The 16,647-nt window shown below is 72.7% G+C and carries 14 protein-coding genes; 4 read left to right on the top strand and 10 right to left on the bottom strand.

Annotated features, from left to right (window positions below; genetic code table 11):
• The first annotated feature begins 51 nt into the window (after positions 1 to 51).
• Together ACIBVN_RS05955 and ACIBVN_RS05950 are read left to right on the top strand one after the other, a co-directional pair.
• Positions 52 to 921 carry an FAD binding domain-containing protein gene (locus ACIBVN_RS05955; RefSeq protein WP_397133136.1) on the top strand — a complete coding sequence of 290 codons (870 nt, stop codon included), beginning with the start codon at positions 52 to 54 and terminating at the stop codon, positions 919 to 921.
• A complete protein-coding gene (locus tag ACIBVN_RS05950) occupies positions 918 to 1,397 on the top strand; it encodes a (2Fe-2S)-binding protein (RefSeq protein ID WP_397133134.1) in 480 nt (159 codons plus the stop codon). Before ACIBVN_RS05955 ends, ACIBVN_RS05950 begins: the two co-directional genes overlap by 4 nt.
• Before the next feature lie 48 nt (positions 1,398 to 1,445).
• Here ACIBVN_RS05950 and ACIBVN_RS05945 read toward each other — a convergent pair whose 3' ends face one another.
• The gene (locus tag ACIBVN_RS05945) at positions 1,446 to 2,264 is read right to left on the bottom strand and encodes a helix-turn-helix transcriptional regulator (protein WP_397133132.1); all 819 of its coding nucleotides are present in this window, start codon (positions 2,262 to 2,264) and stop codon (positions 1,446 to 1,448) included.
• 177 nt (positions 2,265 to 2,441) lie between these two features.
• On the opposite strand from ACIBVN_RS05945, the gene ACIBVN_RS05940 reads away from it, so the two are divergent.
• Positions 2,442 to 3,800: a sensor histidine kinase gene (locus tag ACIBVN_RS05940; RefSeq protein ID WP_397133130.1), complete on the top strand. Its 1,359-nt coding sequence runs from the start codon at positions 2,442 to 2,444 to the stop codon at positions 3,798 to 3,800.
• Between the two features lie 118 nt (positions 3,801 to 3,918).
• On the opposite strand, the gene ACIBVN_RS05935 is transcribed toward ACIBVN_RS05940, so the two are convergent.
• The 4 genes from ACIBVN_RS05935 to ACIBVN_RS05920 all read right to left on the bottom strand — a co-directional run bounded on the left by ACIBVN_RS05935 (position 3,919) and on the right by ACIBVN_RS05920 (position 7,794).
• The gene (locus ACIBVN_RS05935; RefSeq protein WP_397133128.1) at positions 3,919 to 4,566 is read right to left on the bottom strand and encodes a class I SAM-dependent methyltransferase; all 648 of its coding nucleotides are present in this window, start codon (positions 4,564 to 4,566) and stop codon (positions 3,919 to 3,921) included.
• Positions 4,567 to 4,615: 49 nt separating this feature from the next.
• Positions 4,616 to 5,620 carry an enolase C-terminal domain-like protein gene (locus ACIBVN_RS05930; RefSeq protein WP_397133126.1) on the bottom strand — a complete coding sequence of 335 codons (1,005 nt, stop codon included), beginning with the start codon at positions 5,618 to 5,620 and terminating at the stop codon, positions 4,616 to 4,618.
• 11 nt (positions 5,621 to 5,631) lie between these two features.
• Positions 5,632 to 7,005 (bottom strand): MFS transporter, encoded by a 1,374-nt coding sequence (locus ACIBVN_RS05925; RefSeq protein ID WP_397133124.1) that lies wholly within the window; start codon positions 7,003 to 7,005, stop codon positions 5,632 to 5,634.
• A 63-nt stretch (positions 7,006 to 7,068) separates the two neighbouring features.
• Positions 7,069 to 7,794 (bottom strand): TetR/AcrR family transcriptional regulator, encoded by a 726-nt coding sequence (locus tag ACIBVN_RS05920; RefSeq protein WP_397133122.1) that lies wholly within the window; start codon positions 7,792 to 7,794, stop codon positions 7,069 to 7,071.
• A gap of 108 nt (positions 7,795 to 7,902) precedes the next feature.
• On the opposite strand from ACIBVN_RS05920, the gene ACIBVN_RS05915 reads away from it, so the two are divergent.
• A complete protein-coding gene (locus ACIBVN_RS05915) occupies positions 7,903 to 9,348 on the top strand; it encodes an MFS transporter (RefSeq protein ID WP_397133120.1) in 1,446 nt (481 codons plus the stop codon).
• Here ACIBVN_RS05915 and ACIBVN_RS05910 read toward each other — a convergent pair.
• From ACIBVN_RS05910 to ACIBVN_RS05890, 5 genes are read right to left on the bottom strand one after another with little or no spacing between them, the layout of a single operon-like run.
• Complete coding sequence (locus ACIBVN_RS05910; protein WP_397133118.1) at positions 9,338 to 10,486, bottom strand: VWA domain-containing protein; 1,149 nt, start codon at positions 10,484 to 10,486, stop codon at positions 9,338 to 9,340. The two genes, ACIBVN_RS05915 and ACIBVN_RS05910, sit on opposite strands and share 11 nt — an antisense overlap.
• Positions 10,483 to 12,759: a DUF5682 family protein gene (locus tag ACIBVN_RS05905; protein ID WP_397133116.1), complete on the bottom strand. Its 2,277-nt coding sequence runs from the start codon at positions 12,757 to 12,759 to the stop codon at positions 10,483 to 10,485. The genes ACIBVN_RS05910 and ACIBVN_RS05905 overlap by 4 nt, the downstream gene beginning before the upstream one ends.
• Positions 12,756 to 13,820 carry an AAA family ATPase gene (locus tag ACIBVN_RS05900; RefSeq protein WP_397133114.1) on the bottom strand — a complete coding sequence of 355 codons (1,065 nt, stop codon included), beginning with the start codon at positions 13,818 to 13,820 and terminating at the stop codon, positions 12,756 to 12,758. The genes ACIBVN_RS05905 and ACIBVN_RS05900 overlap by 4 nt, the downstream gene beginning before the upstream one ends.
• Positions 13,817 to 15,160: a DUF5691 domain-containing protein gene (locus ACIBVN_RS05895; RefSeq protein ID WP_397133112.1), complete on the bottom strand. Its 1,344-nt coding sequence runs from the start codon at positions 15,158 to 15,160 to the stop codon at positions 13,817 to 13,819. The genes ACIBVN_RS05900 and ACIBVN_RS05895 overlap by 4 nt, the downstream gene beginning before the upstream one ends.
• Complete coding sequence (locus tag ACIBVN_RS05890) at positions 15,157 to 16,560, bottom strand: SWIM zinc finger family protein (protein WP_397133110.1); 1,404 nt, start codon at positions 16,558 to 16,560, stop codon at positions 15,157 to 15,159. The genes ACIBVN_RS05895 and ACIBVN_RS05890 overlap by 4 nt, the downstream gene beginning before the upstream one ends.
• Positions 16,561 to 16,647: the final 87 nt, after the last annotated feature.

Genomic DNA, 16,647 nt, shown 5'->3' with positions numbered 1-16,647 from the left:
CACCCCCGCTTTCGGTACCAACGTCGATATCGGATTCCCGGGATGGGGGACATGAAACCGGCACAATTCGACTACGTCGCGCCTGCCTCCGTGCCGGAGGCGGTGGCCGTGCTGGCCGAGCGCGGGGCGGAGAGCCGGGTGCTGGCCGGCGGCCAGAGCCTGCTCATCGAGCTGCGCTACCGGACCGCGCGCCCGGCTCTGGTGGTGGACGTCAACCGCATCCCCGGACTGTCGGAGGTCACGGTCGAGGACGGCTCCGTCCACGTCGGCGCGCTGGTCCGGCATGCCCAGCTGGAGCGCGCCCGGTTCGACGACCCGCTGGCCGAGCTGTTCCGCCAGGTCGCGCCGTACGTCGCCCACCCGCCCATCCGCGCGCGCGGCACGTTCGCGGGCAGCCTGGCGTGGGCGCATCCGGCGTCGGAGTGGTGCGCGCTGGCCATCGCCATGGGCGCGGGAATCGAGGTGGAAGGCCCGGCGGGACGGCGTACGGTGCCCGCGGACTCGTGGTTCCGAGGGCCGTTCACCACAGCCTGCCTGCCGGAGGAGCTGGTCACCGGCGTCCGGCTGCCGCGCCCGCCCGCCGGGGCGACGGCGGCGTTCGCCGAGCTCCGCCGCACCCACGGCAGCTTCGCCCTGGCCGCCGCCCTGATCATGCTGCGGCTGGCCGGTGGCCGCGTCGACTGGGTACGGATCGGCCTGGCGAACGCGGCGGACGTGCCGCTCCGCGCTGTCGATGCCGAGCGCCTCGTCGCGGGCGAACTCCCGGAGCCCGAACTGCTGGCGGAGACCGCGTCGCGGGCCGCCGCCGAGGCGGACCCGCCCGACGAGCCGCACGCGCCGGCCGCCTACCGCAGGCACGCGCTCGCCACCCTGGTACGGCGCTGCCTCACCCGGGCCGTTCAGCAGGCCGGCACCCCATGAACGTCGAGCTCACGGTCAACGGCCGGACCCACCGGCTCGACGTCGAGCCCCGGACCACCCTGGCCGACGTGCTGCGCGACCGGCTCGGGCTCACCGGGACCACGCTGGGGTGCGAGCACGGGGTGTGCGGCTCGTGCACGGTGCTGATCGACGGCACCGCCATCCGTTCCTGCCTCGCCCTGGCCGTCCAGGCGCAGGGTGCCGGCATCCGCACCGTCGAGGGGCTGGCCGACGGCGACCGGCTGCATCCCCTGCAGGAGGCGTTCGCCGCCGAGCACGCGCTGCAGTGCGGCTTCTGCACGCCCGGCTTCCTCATGCTGCTCGCCGGCGCGCTGGCCGAGGAGCCGGAACTGGACAGGGACGAGCAGCGGCTCGACGAGGTCCTCGCCGCCAACCTGTGCCGCTGCACCGGGTACGCGGGCATCCGCCGGGCCGCGGTACGCGCCGCAGCCCGCCTGCGCGGGGAGACCGGCTGAAGCAGGGAGACCGGCTGAGACGCGGGGAGACCGGCTGAGGCTGAGCCGCTACACGGGAGCGGCGAGGCTGCCCAGCAGTTTCAGCGCCTCCTCAGAAGGACTGCCCGGCTGGGCCAGCAGGGTGATGAGCTGGAGGCCGTCGGAGCCGTTCACCGAGAAGACGTCACAGGTCAGCTCCAGCTCTCCGACCTCCCGGTGGCGCATGCGCTTGACCTCGCCCACCTTGTTCGCGACATCGTGGCGGGCCCACAGCCGCCGGAAGTCGGGACTCTTGACGGAGAGCTCGCCCACGAGCCCGGTCAGGCGGGGGTCGTCGAGATGCGAACCGGCGACCAGGCGCAGGTGGGCGACCTTGGACCGGGCGGACCTCTCCCATTCGGGATAGAACTCGCGGGCCGCCGGATCCAGGAAGATCAGGCGGAGCAGGTTGTCGCGGTGCTGGAACCCGCCGTACAGGGCGTCGGCGAGGGAGTTCACGGCCAGGATGTTCATGAGGTCGTCGCAGATCAGCGCGGGCGTGCCGGGCCAGCCGCCGATCAACGTACGCAGGTCGGCACTGACCCGCCGGGCGGCCGGGCGCCGGGGCTGGAGCATGGGATGGGCCAGCGCGTGCATGTGGGCCGTGGCCTCCGGGGTCAGGCCGAACACCCGGGCGAGGGCCCCGAGCACGCGCTCGGACGGGTGGCGCTCCCTGCCCTGTTCGAGGCGGATGTAGTAATCCGTGCTGACGTGGGCCATCATCGCCACCTCCTCGCGCCGCAATCCCGGCGTCCGGCGTGGGCCCCCGTCCACAAGCCCCGCCTGCGCGGGCGTGGTGACCTCTCTCCGCGCGCGGAGGAACTCCCCCAGCAACTTGTTGCTGTCCATTTCGTCACGATATGTCGGTATTTGATAACCAGGGTGGTTGTGTCACTACCAGCCTGAGACGGCATCGCCGCACCCGTCGGCGTTCCTCCAGGTGTGCGAATTTCCTGGGTGTGACACGTCCACCCTCCTCGCATCGTCCCGCCTTACTGTCGGCATGACAGGAAGGAGACGACGATCGTGATTGCGTACCCCCGATCCATCCGGGCGCGCTCCGCCCTGGCCGCGTCGCTGCTCGCCCTGATCGCGCTCGCGGTCGTGGGCGTCACCTCCTCGCTGGCGATCCGCTACCGCGTCCAGGACGACGCCTTCAACCGGGTCGAACAGGTCGCCAGCCGATGGAGTGCGGCGGCCCGCGCCGGGACGATCCCGGTGGTGATACCGGCCTCGGGCGACGTCGATCTCATCCAGCTGGTGGACGCGCGCGGCCGGGTCCTCGCCGCCAGCCACTCCGCGCGGGCACGCCCGGCGCTGAGCACGCTGCGGCCACCCGCCGACGACCGCGTCCAGCGGCGGACCGACGGGCGCCGCCTCCTGGTGGCCATCCGCATCACCACGGCGGCCGACGCCCCGGTCGTGCTGGCGGAGCGCCGCGAGCCGGCCCTGCTGCGCGGCCACAACCTGGAGTACGCGCTCACGGCGGCGGCGCTGGCGCTGCTCGCCATCGTGGCCTGGACCTCCTGGAGAACGGTGGACCGCACGCTGCGGCCGGTCGAGGCGATCCGCGCGCGCCTGGCCGAGATCACCGTCAGCGACATCAGCCTGAGAATGGCCGTGCCGCCGGGCGACGACGAGGTCGCCATGCTCGTCCGCACCGCCAACCAGACCCTGGACCGGCTCGACGAGGCGGTGGCGCAGCAGCGCAGGTTCGCCGCCACCACGTCCCACGAGCTCAGGAACCCGATCGCGGGCCTGCGGCTGCAACTGGAGGAGGCGCTGCTCCATCCCGGCGAGGTGGATCCGCACGAAACCATCCGCTCGGCCCTGTCGGCCGCCGACCGGCTCGACGCCATCGTCAGCGACCTGCTGGTGCTCGCGCGACTGCGGGCCGGCGACCCGGCGCCGCCCGAGCTGGTCGACCTCGGGCGGCTGGTGAGCCAGGAGGCGCCGCGCGCGGGTCGCGTGCCCGTACGGGTGCACGCGGCCCCGGAGGTCTGGGTCTGCGGATCCCGCATCCAGCTCGTCCGGGTGCTCGCCAACCTGGTGAACAACGCGATCCGGCACGCCGACAGCGCCGTGGACGTCTCCGTGGCCGCCTCGGGCGGGCAGGCCGTGGTGACGGTGACCGACGACGGCGCGGGCATCGCGCCCGCCGACCGCGAGCGCGTCTTCGAGCGGTTCACCCGCCTCGACGACGGCCGCCGCCGCGACGCCGGCGGCAGCGGGCTGGGCCTGGCCATCTCCCGCGACATCGCCCAGAGCCACGGCGGGACGCTCAAGGCCGAGGACTCACCGCGCGGCGCCAGGTTCGTCCTGCGGCTCCCGCGCCTCGACAGCCCTCCCGCCGAACGGGTGGAACGGCTGAGCGCCGTGATCTAGACGCGCCCGCGCGGGACCTCTCCTCCAGAGCACCCTGAGGTCGGCCATCGCGTCCCGCTCCACGCACGCCCCCGCGGGCGCTGGCCGTTCACCGTCCCCCTGATGGTGATCTCATGCGTCACGCGGGCCGGTGGAAGGTGGCGCGCCAGCGGTGGCGCTCGCCGTCGCGCAGGTCCTCGACCTCCACCGTCTCCAGCCCGCCCGCCGCGAAAGCCGCGATCTCGGACGGGGTCAGCGGCCACGGCGGCGCGAACACCGGCCCGCCCTCCTCCCGGCCCGACGCGATCACCAGCAGCGTGCCGCCGGGCCGTACGAACTCCGCGACCGCGGCGATGGCCCGGGCGTGCAGCGGCTCCGGCAGCGCCTGCACGGTCATGACCTCGACCACCAGGTCGAACGCCTGCCGCCACGCGGCGGGCGGATCCAGCAGGTCGGCGGCCTGGTAGCGGACCCTGCTCCCGGGGAAGCGCTCCTCGGCGAGCCGGACCGCCGACTCGCTCACGTCGAACGCCACCGTCTCGTAGCCGAGCCCCGCCACGTGCTCGGCGTCGTCACCCAGCCCCGCGCCCACGACCAGCGCCCGCCCCTGACCGGCGCGGGCCCACTCCACCAGCAGGGGATGCGGGGAACGCGAGTCCCACGGCACGATCGCGTCGCCGCTCGCCGACTCGGCGTAGAGCCGCTCGAACCACCCGGTCGGGTCGCCTTTGCCCAGCGATTCGGCGGCCAGTCTGATCGCGTCGGCATCGGGGTCTCGCTCCGTCATGAGTCCTCCCCCCAGGGTCCATCACCCGCCTGTTGATCGGGTAGGAACCTTACGCGTGGAATGACTCCTTCGCCAGCCTCCGCAGGCGCACCTCGTCGATGTCGTGTCCCAGCCCCGACTGGGTGAGGGGCACGGCGATGACCCCGGCGTTCGCGCCCACGATGGGCTTGACGATCTGGTTCTGGCGGGGCGGCTGTGTCACGTCGCACGGCAGCGTGCAGCCGGGCAGGCTGGCGACCGCCACCGTCGCCGCCCTGGCCAGCCCCGCGCCGTGGCCGCCCGCGCACTGGATGTCCCAGCCCGCCGCCGCGGCGCGGTCGTGCGCCCGGCGGGCCTCCGACAGCGAGCGGAACAAGGCGGGCCGCAGCAGCAGAACCTTCGCCGCCCGCAGCGTCAGGTAGTCGTCCAGCTCGGCGGTGGAGGCGACCTCGACCGCGACCGAGGCGGCCACCTGGTCCTGCAGCGAGGCGTGCGCGTAGGTGTCGCCGGCGGCGAAGGGCCGCTCGATGACCTCCAGGCCGTAGGAGTCGAGGGCGACGAGCTGGCCGAGGTCGGAGTAGGCGTTGCCGCAGTCGACGGCCAGGGTCAGGGCCGGGTACGCCTGCCGCACCGCGCGTACGGGCTCGACGTCCCAGCCGGGCCTGACGTCCAGCGTGACGTGCCCGTACCCGGCGCAGACCTGCTGATTGACCCGGGCCACCAGGCTCTCCACGGACGCGTCGGGGGTCAGCCGCACGGTGGCCATGAGGGAGGTGCGGGTGCCGCCGATCGCCTCGGCGAGCGGCACCCCGCGCATCCTGGTCCACAGGTCCCAGCAGGCCATGTCGACCGCCGGGTCGCCGCTCTGCACGGCGTCGGGATGTTCCCAGTCGACGCCGATCAGCAGCGCGGCCAGCGTCTCCTCCAGCTTCGTCCACGTCTTCGGCCGGGGGGAGGTGGTCTCGCCCCAGCCGGTCATGCCGCCGTGGTCGGTGAGCTTCACGAGCAGGGTCTCCGACCTCCTGCCGTACGGCAGGACCAGCCGGAAGACCTCAAGCTCCCGCACTCGCGGCATGTACCCCCCTTTTATGACGCGGCTCCCTCCATAGTGCCTGCTGCGCGGTGCTGGACAAAACGCGGGGCGATCAGGAAGGCCAGGAGCGCGAGCGCGACGGTGAAGGACAGGCCGACGGCGTAGCTCTCGCCGGTGGCGGTGAACAGGGCGCCGCTGATCGCGACGGCGACCACGGTGAACACCGACTCGCCCACGCCGACTGCGGCGCTGTTCTGGCCCTCCTCGCCCTCCCTGGACATCTCCAGCACCAGCACGGACACCGTCGGGTGCATCGCGCCGATGCCGAGCCCGGCGACGGCCATGGCGAGGTACGCGACCGCGATCGGCAGGGAGTCGACGAGCACGAGCATCACCAGCGCGATGCCGGTGGCGACCATGGCGGCGCCGCCGCGGATGGCGGTCATGTGGCTGATCGTGCCGCGGCCCTTGATCCAGGAGCCGGTGGACCAGCCGAGGGCGCCGATGGTGAGCACGATGCCCGCGCCGGTGGCGGACAGGCCGCGCTCGTTGATCAGCATGAGCGGGATGAGCACCTGGGCCGCCGTCAGCGAGCCGAAGGCCAGGCCGCGCAGCACGGGCGCGGTCGGCAGGCCGGGGGCGGCCCTGAGGGAGCCGGGCAGCAGCAGCCTGGGCAGGGCCACGACCAGCAGGACGACGCCTGCCAGGAGCAGCGGCAGGCCGGCGAGCTTGAGCGCGCTGCCGTACTGGATCAAGGCGGCGGCGACGGCGGTCAGCGTGGCCCAGACCAGCTTGCGGCCGAGGCCCGGCGCGGGCTCGGCGGCGCCGTTCTCCACCTCGCGGCCCGAGGTGCCGCGCCAGAGCAGCAGCGCCGACGGGATGACGATCAAGGCGACGCCGATGAAGACCCACCGCCAGTCGGCGTTCTCGACCACGAAACCGGCGATGGCCGGACCGACCATGGACGGCACCACCCATGCGGCCGAGAACAGGGCGAACACCTTGGGGTGCAGGGCTGCCGGATAGACCCGGGCCACGACCACGTACAAGGAGACCTGGATCAAACCTCCCCCGAGCCCCTGCAGGAACCGGCCCGCGACGAACACCTCCATGTTCGGCGCGATCCCGGCCAGCAGCAGCCCGGACACGAAGCCCGCCACACCTGCCGCGATCGGCTGCAGCGGGCCCCGCACGTCGCTCCACCGGCCGCCCAGCACCGTCGCGATCACGCTGGCCGCCAGGGTGGCGCTGAAGGCCAGGTTGTACAGATGCATGCCGTCGAGCTCGCGGGCCACCACCGGCATCGCCGTGGCCACCGCCATCGCCTCGAAAGCCACCAGCATGACCAGCGCGACCAGCCCGATGCTGAGCGCCCGGTATTGTGCGGACACCACGCCCGCCGTAGATCTCTCAACTGTCGTCGTCATATCCGGCAAGCTATGGCGAACCCGCACGTCACCACATCGGGCGCGGGGCCTAGGCATTTGGGCCTAGGGCATGCGCGCCTCGATGCCGTCGAGGATCAGCTCGAGGCCGTAGCGGAAACGGTCCTCGCCGTCGTCGGCGATCAGCTCGTCCACGTACTTGCTGATGTGCGGGAACCGCTCCGGCGGCAGCGCCCGGTAGTAGCCGGCGATCTGCCCGACGAAGTGCTCGAAGTACTCCCGCGGGTTGTCCAGCCCGGCCGCGCGCATCCTCGCCCAGTGCAGGGAGCCCTCGTACGCGTCGCCGGTGATGTAGAGGGAGAGCCGGTCCATCGACAGCGACGCGTCCCTCGGGGACATGCCGGCCTCGATCAGCAGCCCGAAGACGAACTCGCCCGCGCGGATCGAGTTCTCCCCCGACGGGATGTTGGCCAGCGCCACCCGCGCCACGTCGGCGTGGATGGACAGCACCCGGTGCGACTCCATGGCGTATGCCCGGAGCTGCTCCTTCCAGCGGCTCGGATCACGCTCGGGCAGCTCGATCTCGCCGAGCACCCGTTCGTAGATCAGCTCGAGCAGCTCCTCCTTGTTGGCCACGTGCGCGTAGAGCGAGGCGGGGCCCGTGTCGAACTCCTGGGCGACGCGTCTCATGCTCAGCGCGTCGAGCCCCTCGGCGTCGACGATCCGCAGCCCGGCCTCGACGATCAGGTCCTGGCTGAGCTGCCGCCTGAGCGGTGCCGGTTTGCGTGACTTGCGCCACGGGGGCGTGGGGACGTCCTCCGATCCTGCCATGCCAACCATCATACGAACACTGTACTTGACACGAACACTGTTCGGCCATAAAACAGTGTTCGTAACGAACAGCGTTCGTCCATAGAACACCGTTTTAAGGAGTCCCCCATGACAGTCACCGCCTCAGCGGAGACGACCGAGGCCCAGCCCTATCGCTGGCGCTGGGCCGCCCTGTTCGTGATCCTGGCCGCCGAGGTCATGGACCTGCTCGACGCGCTCGTGACCACGATCGCCGCCCCGAGCATCCAGAAGGACCTGGGCGGCAGCGACAGCATCGTGCAGTGGCTCGGTGCCGGTTACACCCTGGCCATGGCCGTCGGACTGATCACCGGCGGACGGCTCGGCGACCTGTTCGGCAGGAAGCGCATGTTCCTGATCGGCGCGCTCGGCTTCACCGCCGCCTCGCTGCTGTGCGGCGTTTCGACCGGCCCTGAGATGCTGGTCGTCAGCCGGGTGTTGCAGGGCCTGTTCGGAGCCGTGATGCTGCCGCAGGGCCTCGGGCTGATCAAGGAGATGTTCCCGCCGCAGGACCTGGGCAAGGCGTTCGGCATGTTCGGGCCGGTCATGACCATCTCGTCCGTGGGCGGTCCCGTGCTGGCCGGATGGCTGGTCGACGCCGACTTCTTCGGCACGGGCTGGCGCATGATCTTCCTGATCAACCTGCCGATCGGCCTGGCCACCGTGCTGGCCGGGATGCGTTTCCTGCCTGAATACCGCCTCTCCAACGCCACCAGGCTGGACCTCGTCGGCGTCGCGCTCGTCACGACCGGCTCATTCCTGCTGATCTGCCCGCTCATCCAGGGCCGCGAGCTGGGCTGGCCCGTGTGGACGTTCGTGTCGATGGCGGCCTCGCTCGTGGTGTTCGCCGTCTTCGCCCGCTACGAGTCCCGCCGCGCCGCGTCCGGCAAGGACCCGCTGGTCACGCCCGGGCTGTTCCGCAAGCGGGCCTTCACCGGCGGTCTGGTGGCCGGGCTCGCGTTCTTCTCCGGCATGATGGGCCTCGGCCTGGTCTTCAACCTCTACACCCAGCTCGGCCTCGGTTTCACGCCGCTCCAGGCCGGCCTCACCGGCCTGCCGCAGGCGATCGGCGGCGTGATCGGCTTCGGCCTGGCGATGTCCGGGCTGCAGGAGAAGCTGGGCCGCGGCCTGCTGCAGATCGGCACCGCCGTCATGGCGGCGGGCGCGGCCGTGCTCGCCGTGACCATCCACCTCGCGGGGCTCGACGTCAGCGGCTGGCAGCTGGCTCCCGGGCTCGCCCTCGTCGGCATCGGGATGGGGCTGACCATGGCGCCGTTCTTCGACATCGTGCTCGCGGGGGTCGAGCCGCACGAGTCGGGCTCCGCCTCCGGCGCGCTGACCGCGACCCAGCAGCTCGGTGGCGCGCTCGGCACCGCCCTGCTCGGCACGCTCTTCTTCCAGCTGCTCGAGGACCAGTGGGGCTTCGGCCCGTCGATGCAGGTCACGGTGTGGGTCGAGGTGGGGCTGCTGGCGCTGACCTTCGCCCTGTCGTACCTACTCCCGCGCAAGGCCAGGGCAGATGGACCTACCCACTGACCGCGATGTGACGTTCCGCCCACTGTGCGATGTCGCGCCGCTCGATCGCGGCGGCCATCAGGTCGGGGAAGGCGTCGGGTGTGCACGCGAAGGCGGGCACGCCCATCGCGGCCAGCGCGGCGGCGTTCTCGTGGTCGTAGAACGGCGCGCCCTCGTCCGAGAGCGCGAGCAGCACGATCACCTGGACGCCCGCCTGCGTCATCGCGGCCACCCTGCGCAGCATCTCCTCCCTGACGCCGCCCTCGTACAGGTCGCTGATCAGGACGAAGATCGAGTCGGTGGGCCGGGTGATGAGGCCCTGGCTGTAGGCGATGGCCCGGTTGATGTCGGTGCCGCCGCCGAGCTGGGTGCCGAACAGCAGCTCCACGGGGTCGTGCAGCTGGTCGGTGAGATCCACCACCGCCGTGTCGAACACCACCAGGGACGTCTTGAGCGAGCGCATCGACGCCAGCACCGCCCCGAACACGCTCGAATAGACCACCGAGGCCGCCATCGACCCGCTCTGGTCGATGCAGAGCACGACCTCGCGCTGCACCGACCGCTGCCTGCGGGCGTAGCCGACGAGCCGCGAGGGGACGACCGTGTTCCTGTCCGGCAGGTAGTTCTTGAGGTTCGCCCGGATCGTGCGGTCCCAGTCGATGTCGGCCACCCTCTTGGGGCGATGCGTCCTGGCCGAGCGGTCGAGCGCGCCGGTCACGGCCGCCCTGGTCTTCTGGGCCAGCCTGCGTTCGAGCTCGTCCACCACTTTGCGCACCACGGCCCTGGCTGACTCGCGAGCCTGGTCGGGCATGACGCGGTTGAGCGCCAACAGGGTGCCGACGAGGTGCACGTCCGGCTCGACGGCCTCGAGCATCTCCGGCTCCAGCAGGAGCCGGGTGAGGTTCAGCTTCTCGATGGCGTCCTTCTGCATGACCTGGACGACCGTGGAGGGGAAGTACGTACGGATGTCGCCCAGCCAGCGCGCCACCCGGGGCGCGGACGCGCCGAGCCCGCCCTCTTTGCCGCCCTGGTCGTAGACGGCGGACAGCGCGGCGTCCATCCGCGCGTCCACGCCTTCCAGCCCGCACCCGGTGCCCTCGGCGTCGCCGCCGCCCAGCACCAGCCGCCACCTGCGCAGCCGCTCGTCGGTCTCGGTCATCCGTCCGCCTTTCCGAGGATCGTGAGCACCGTCGCGACGGCCGCCGCCGCCCGCCGCTCGTCCACGTCCTGCTCCCCTCGCCGCTCGCCGCCGCCCCCTGCCGAGCGGACCCGCTCGCCGATCGCTCTGCGCTCCGGCGCGGCGAACCCGCCGAACGTGCGGCGCAGCAGCGGCAGCACGTCGGTGAACTGCTGGCCGGAGAGCCCGGTGAGCCACCCGTCCACCAGGCTCAGCAGCCGGGGATCGTGCACCAGCAGCAGCCCGCCGCCCGCCAGGAACCCCTCGACCCACGCGGCCGCCCGCGCCGGGACCTGCCCCCTGGACATGGCCCTGGCCATGCGGTCGCCCGCGTCGTCGAGCTCCCCCGAGTCCAGCAGGATCCTGGTGAGGCGTCCTTCGATGAGGCCGTGCAGGTCCTGCCGGTCGCTGACGCCGCGCAGAGTGACCAGCCACCGGCTGCGCGGCGACGCGCCGCCGTCACTGTCACCGCTGTTGCCGCTGTCGTCGCTCAGGAGGGCCACGGCCGCGTGCACCGCGTCGACGTGTTTGAGCAGGCCGGCCGCCGCGTCGTCGTCCAGCCCCGCCACCGCGACCGGCAGGCCGACGCAGATCCGGTCCAGCATCGAGCGTACGATCACCGCCAGCCCCTCGGCCGAGGTGCCGCGGACGTCGCCGTACCGGTGAGCGCGCACCATCGCGGGCAGCGCCGCCATCAGGTGCGTCACGTCCGTGTCGAGCGCCGCCTTGGCCGACAGCGCGGCCAGCACCTCGGGCAGCGCCTCCGGCAGGTCGGCCAGCAGGCACTGCTCGACCAGCGACGTCAGGTCCGCCAGGGCCGCCTTGTCCGTCGCGGTCAGGTCCCTGGCCCGCTGCGCCGCCGCCCCGGCCACCGTGGTGCCGAGTGCGGCCTGCTCGATGAGCGCCAGGTCGTGCTCGGGCCGCCACTGCAGCGTCCAGATCTCCCTGAAGGTGCCCTTCCCCCGCGACTCGCCCGGCGTGCCCCAGCCGACGCCGAGCAGCCTGAGCCGGTGCAGCAGGTGGCTGCGCTCGAGGTCGAGCGGTTTGCGCAGGTCGAGGTCGATCTCGCGGTCGAGCGCCTCGGGCTTGAGCCGGAGCCGGCGCTGTTGCTCGCGCAGGTCCCGCTGGAGCGGCACCATCGGCGTGCCGTCGGTGACGTGGCCGAGCCGGTCGCCGACGACCATGCGCCGCTGGATCAGCTCGACGGCCAGGTCGTCGCCCTCGCACAGCACGGCCCTGGCCGCCTCGGTGACCTCGCCGAGCCCGGCCAGGGGCCGGCCGCGCAGGGCGGCCAGGCTGTGCGCGAGGCGTACGGACTCGATGACGTGCGCGGACGACACGGCCAGCCCCTCGTCGCGCAGCACCGCGGCGGCCTCGGCCAGCCACCGCTCCACGGGTCGGTCGGGCGCGCCGAACAGGTGGTGGTACCAGCCGGGCGAGGTGATCCCCGCGCCGTAGCCGCTCCACGAGGCCAGCCGCCCGTACGTCCACGGCACCCACGTCAGCTCGGCCTTGACCTTGGGCAGCCCGCGCAGGATCGCGTTGTCCTGCGCGGCGGCCGGCAGCTTGCCCGTCAGCGCCGGGACGTGCCAGGCGCCGCAGATCACCGCGATCCGGCCGTAGCCCTGCTTGACGGCCGCGCGGAGGGTCTTGCGCATGTACGCCTCGCGCCTGGCCTCCCGCCCGTCCGGCTCGTAACCCTCGCGTACGGCTGCCATGGCCTCGGCGATCACGTCGAAAGGGGTGTCGCCCCGGTGTTCGACGACGTCCTCCCACCAGCGTTCGGGATCGTCGTATCCGGCCGCCGCGGCGAGGCTCCCGATGGGGTCGGCCCGCATGCCGTCCTCGTGCTCTTCGTCCTCCGCGGCCAGCGAATGGGCCGCGGGCAGGTCGCAGAAGCTCACCGGGATGCCGGCGGACGTGCCGTACAGGATGGCCTGCCACTCGGGCGAGAAGGCGGCGAACGGCCAGAACGCGGCCCGCGCCGGGGCTCCCGGCACGTGGGCGAGCAGCGCGACGGGCGGCTCCAGCTCGGGCGCGAGCGACACGAGCGCGTCGGCCTCTGGCGGCCCCTCGATGAGGATGGCGTCGGGGCGCAGGCGTTCGAGCTCCCGCCGCACGGCCCTGGCCGAGCCCGGCCCGTGGTGCCGCACCCCCAGCACAAAGACGCCGGCCCCGCCCACGACCAGCGCACTCGCCGCGTCATCTGCCAGGCCGGGCACCGATGACGCGCCGCGGGTCGGAGGGGTGCTCATGAGACCTCGCGGCAGGCGCGGTAGAAGTCGCGCCAGTCGGGACGCTCGCGGACCACCGTCTCCAGGTATTCGCGCCACACCACCCGGTCCGACACCGGCTCCTGCACCACCGCCCCCACGATCCCGGCGGCCACGTCGGAGGGGCGCAGCACCCCGTCGCCGAAGTGGGCCGCCAGGGCGATGCCGTTGGTGAGCACCGAGATGGCCTCGGCCGTGGACAGGGTGCCGCTGGGCGACTTGACCTTGGTACGCCCGTCCTCGGTGACGCCCATGCGCAGCTCGCGGAAGACCGTCACCACCCGCCGGATCTCCGCCGGCCCCGTCGTCGTCTCGGGCAGCTCCAGCGCGCGCCCGAGCTGGGTGACGCGGCGCGAGACGATGTCCACCTCCTCCTCGGCGGTGGCCGGGACCGGCAGGACGACGGTGTTGAAGCGGCGGCGCAGCGCGCTGGACAGCTCGTTGACGCCGCGGTCGCGGTCGTTGGCCGTGGCGATGACGTTGAAGCCGCGCTCGGCCTGGACCTCGCGGTTGAGCTCGGGGATCGGCAGCGTCTTCTCCGACAGCACGGTGATCAGGGCGTCCTGCACGTCGGACGGCATGCGGGTGAGCTCCTCGACCCGGGCGACCCGGCCCTCGGCCATGGCGCGCATCACGGGCGACGGGGTCAGCGCGTCGATCGAGGGGCCCTCGGCCAGCAGCCTGGCGTAGTTCCAGCCGTACCGGATGGCCTCCTCCGCGGTGCCGGCGGTGCCCTGCACGAGCAGCGTGGAGTCGCCGCTGATGGCGGCGGCCAGGTGCTCCGACAGCCACGTCTTCGCCGTGCCGGGCACGCCGAGCAGCAGCAGCGCGCGGTCGGTGGCCAGCGTGGCGACGGCGACCTCGACGATGCGGCGCGCGCCCACGTACTTGGGGGTGATGCGGTCGCCGTCGCCCAGGATGTACGTGGTCACCGCCCACGGCGACAGCTTCCAGCCGGGCGGCCTCGGCCGGTCGTCGTCCTTGGCGAGGACGGCCAGCTCCTCGGCGTACTGGTCTTCCGCGTGCGGGCGCAGAACGGTCATGGGTGAAGCTCCTTGTACATGTCGGCACGGAAACGCAGCAGGGCGGCCACCTGCTGGATGGACTCCATGGGCGAGTAGCTCAGGACCAGGGGGAACAGGGCCGGGTCGATGCGCTCGCCCGCCAGCTTGACCAGCTCCCCGAGATTCCAGGGCTGCGTGGTGGCCACCTTCACGATCTTGCGGAGGACGGCTGTGGCCAGGCCCTCGCGCCAGTGGGACGACACTCCGCCCAACACCATGATCAATTGGCTGTCCAAGTCATGCTTTTTTACGAAATCGGCGGCAAGTTCCTGCTGCTCGTCGGGCGGCAGGGACTCCAGGAGGTCGGCGATCGGGTCCCACCCGAACATCGCCCGCGCCCACTCGGGATCCTTCTGCAGGATGGCGGCACGCACCCAGGCCGCCTTCACCTCGGCGTCCCAGTCGGGGATCCGCATCTCGAGCAGCCGCGCGGGCGGGCGGCCCCAGACCCCCAGCGGCGCGCGGGCGAGGACCTGCTGCAGCCACCAGGCCCGCTCGCCGATGCCCCTGGGCGGTTTGGGGCGGATGCCGTCGCGCTCCATCGCCTTGTCGCAGGCCTCGGGCGCCTCGACGGCGATGACGTTCCCCGCGATGGCGACGCAGGCGCGTGCCCGTTCGGCCATGCGCTGGGACATGCGCGACTCGGGGAGACGGGTGAGGAGGTTGGCGGCAGCCTGGCGCACCTCTCTGCGCCGGTCGTCGAGCGCGTTCTCCAGGAACGGCTCGTCGTCCATGCTCAGCCCGTCGGCCAGCACCTCCACGAACTCGGCTCGATCGTCGGGCGTCTCCCGCTCCCACGTGCTCTCCAGCAACCCCCTGGCCTGGGCGGGATCGGCCTTCCTGAGGGCACGCAGGTGCTCGCGCCGGTCCGCGGCGCCGCCCAGCTCCCACGTCTCCCCGGTCGGCTCCTCGAGGAGGTAGGCCCAGTCGGGGTTGAGGCCGGCCAGCCACCGCCCCCGCTGCCCGGCCAGGACCCCGAGATGCACCCGGATCGAGCGGTCGCGCCGCCCTCTCTCCAGGAGCTCGGGCAGCACGTACGGCGGCACCCTCCTGCCGCTGCCGGCGGCCGCGGCCAGCCATTCGGGGAGCAGCCTCTCGTGCTCGCCACCCATGATCCGCGCCAGCCGCTCGGCCGCCTGCCTGCCCACGGCCGCCCGCTCCTCGGGGGGCGCGGGCTCCTGCCGCTCGGCCTCACCGGCCCTGCGCCCGGCTCTGCGCCGCGCCACCTCGACGGCCGCGGCTTCGAGCAGATCCCCCTGGTACGGCCTGCGATCGGTGCCCACGAGCGCCGCCGAGGCCAACTCCTCCCAGCCGGTCACAGGATCACCGCCGTTCCTTCGTCGTCCCAGGTGGTCAAGGGCCGCAACCCGCGCGGAGTCCATTCGGCGGCGACGGTGAGCGGGCGCCCTCCGGAGACGGCGATCAGCCGCCACGGATCGCGCGCCACCGGATGGAGCGGGAGGCCGCCGAGCGAGGCCCGCCCGGGCACCACCCCGGCCAGCACGAGCGGCCACGACTCGGTCCACGGGTCCTCGGCCAGCGCCCCGGCCACCTCGTCGAGCGCCTCGTCCGGCGACACCCCGGGCGGCGCTCCCTTGGAGACGTCGCCCTCCCCCGCCCGCACTCCCCTCGAGAGCTCGTGCTCACCTGAGTCGTGGCGGGCGGCGACGAGCGCCCTCAGCGGGGCGGCGCCCGGGTAGAAAGCGAGATCGGCGTCGATCGTCGTCCCGGTGACCAGGGAGGCGTCGAGCGGCTGCCCCTGCGGCGCGAACGACAGCACCAGCGCCGGCCGTCCGGTGTGGCGCCCTCGCAGCCACACCCGCCGGGCGGTCAGCCGGTCCTGCACTTCGTCCCGCCTCCCCAGCACGTCCCACTGGTCGCGCACGCAGGCCCCGGCCAGCACCTCTTCCCGGTTGACGGGGAACCCGACCCTGCTCAGCACGGTTTCGGCCAGCGCCGCGGGCAGCTCCGCCCGCCGCCGGTAGGCGACGGCGAGCAGGTGGATCAGCGCGTACTCCGCCAGCAGCCGCCCCGGCCAGTCGTCGTACGCCCGGACCCGGGCCAGCCTGGACACGACCCCCGCCACACCCGGTGCCTGGGCGTCGATGAGCCGCTTGGCCAGCCCTTCCCATTCGTGCTCGGCGGCCCCCGCCAGCCCCTGTCGCACCTGGTCGTCGAGCCACCGCTCCAGCTCGGCCAGCCCGGCGGCGACGCGACCATGCCGCACGGACTCCGGGCGCCCCTCAGCCGCCCCCGCGGCGCGCGAACGCCCGCCTCCGGAGCCGGCGTGCCCGGCCTCGTCCGGATCCGTCCGCTCCGCCGCGGCATCGCTCTCCGCGGCCTTCTTGGCGCGGGCAGCCTCGATCTTGGCCGTCGCCTTGGCGGCCCGCTCGGCGCGCGCCTCCACCCACTCGGTCACCCACTGCGGCATGCCCTCCTCAACAGGCACGTCGTCAGCGGACCACATGAGCAGCAGCCCCAGCGCGTGCTTGCACGGGAACTTCCGGCTCGGGCAGCTGCACCGGTACGCGGGCTCGGTCAGATCGACGCAGGCAAGGTAGGGCCTGGCCCCGCTGCCCTTGCACTCGCCGTACAAGACCGTGCCTGTCGTGCCGCGCAACGACCATTTCCCGGGCGCCGCCACCCCTTGAGCCGCCTTCTGGGACGACGCGTCGGGGGCGAGGGCGAGCACCTGATCACGGCTCCACCGTTCGATCACCTGCCGCAGACTAGCCACCTCGACCGACATTTCGTGTTAGGTCGGCGAGATGCCCAGCAACCATGCAGGCATCACCCACATCGTCCT

The organism is Nonomuraea sp. NPDC049400, from assembly GCF_044466425.1.
Taxonomy (GTDB): Bacteria; Actinomycetota; Actinomycetes; order Streptosporangiales; family Streptosporangiaceae; genus Nonomuraea.
The sequence above is the reverse complement of the archived record's forward strand: the minus strand, read 5'-3'. Positions and strand labels throughout refer to the sequence as shown.

What these genes read in the sequence shown, in the direction of transcription:
- ACIBVN_RS05955 (WP_397133136.1), top strand. Translation starts at nt 52, where the DNA reads ATGAAACCGGCACAATTCGACTACGTCGCGCCTGCCTCCGTGCCGGAG.
- ACIBVN_RS05950 (WP_397133134.1), top strand. Translation starts at nt 918, where the DNA reads ATGAACGTCGAGCTCACGGTCAACGGCCGGACCCACCGGCTCGACGTC.
- ACIBVN_RS05945 (WP_397133132.1), bottom strand. Translation starts at nt 2,264, where the DNA reads ATGGACAGCAACAAGTTGCTGGGGGAGTTCCTCCGCGCGCGGAGAGAG.
- ACIBVN_RS05935 (WP_397133128.1), bottom strand. Translation starts at nt 4,566, where the DNA reads ATGACGGAGCGAGACCCCGATGCCGACGCGATCAGACTGGCCGCCGAA.
- ACIBVN_RS05930 (WP_397133126.1), bottom strand. Translation starts at nt 5,620, where the DNA reads ATGCCGCGAGTGCGGGAGCTTGAGGTCTTCCGGCTGGTCCTGCCGTAC.
- ACIBVN_RS05925 (WP_397133124.1), bottom strand. Translation starts at nt 7,005, where the DNA reads ATGACGACGACAGTTGAGAGATCTACGGCGGGCGTGGTGTCCGCACAA.
- ACIBVN_RS05920 (WP_397133122.1), bottom strand. Translation starts at nt 7,794, where the DNA reads ATGGCAGGATCGGAGGACGTCCCCACGCCCCCGTGGCGCAAGTCACGC.
- ACIBVN_RS05915 (WP_397133120.1), top strand. Translation starts at nt 7,903, where the DNA reads ATGACAGTCACCGCCTCAGCGGAGACGACCGAGGCCCAGCCCTATCGC.
- ACIBVN_RS05910 (WP_397133118.1), bottom strand. Translation starts at nt 10,486, where the DNA reads ATGACCGAGACCGACGAGCGGCTGCGCAGGTGGCGGCTGGTGCTGGGC.
- ACIBVN_RS05905 (WP_397133116.1), bottom strand. Translation starts at nt 12,759, where the DNA reads ATGAGCACCCCTCCGACCCGCGGCGCGTCATCGGTGCCCGGCCTGGCA.
- ACIBVN_RS05900 (WP_397133114.1), bottom strand. Translation starts at nt 13,820, where the DNA reads ATGACCGTTCTGCGCCCGCACGCGGAAGACCAGTACGCCGAGGAGCTG.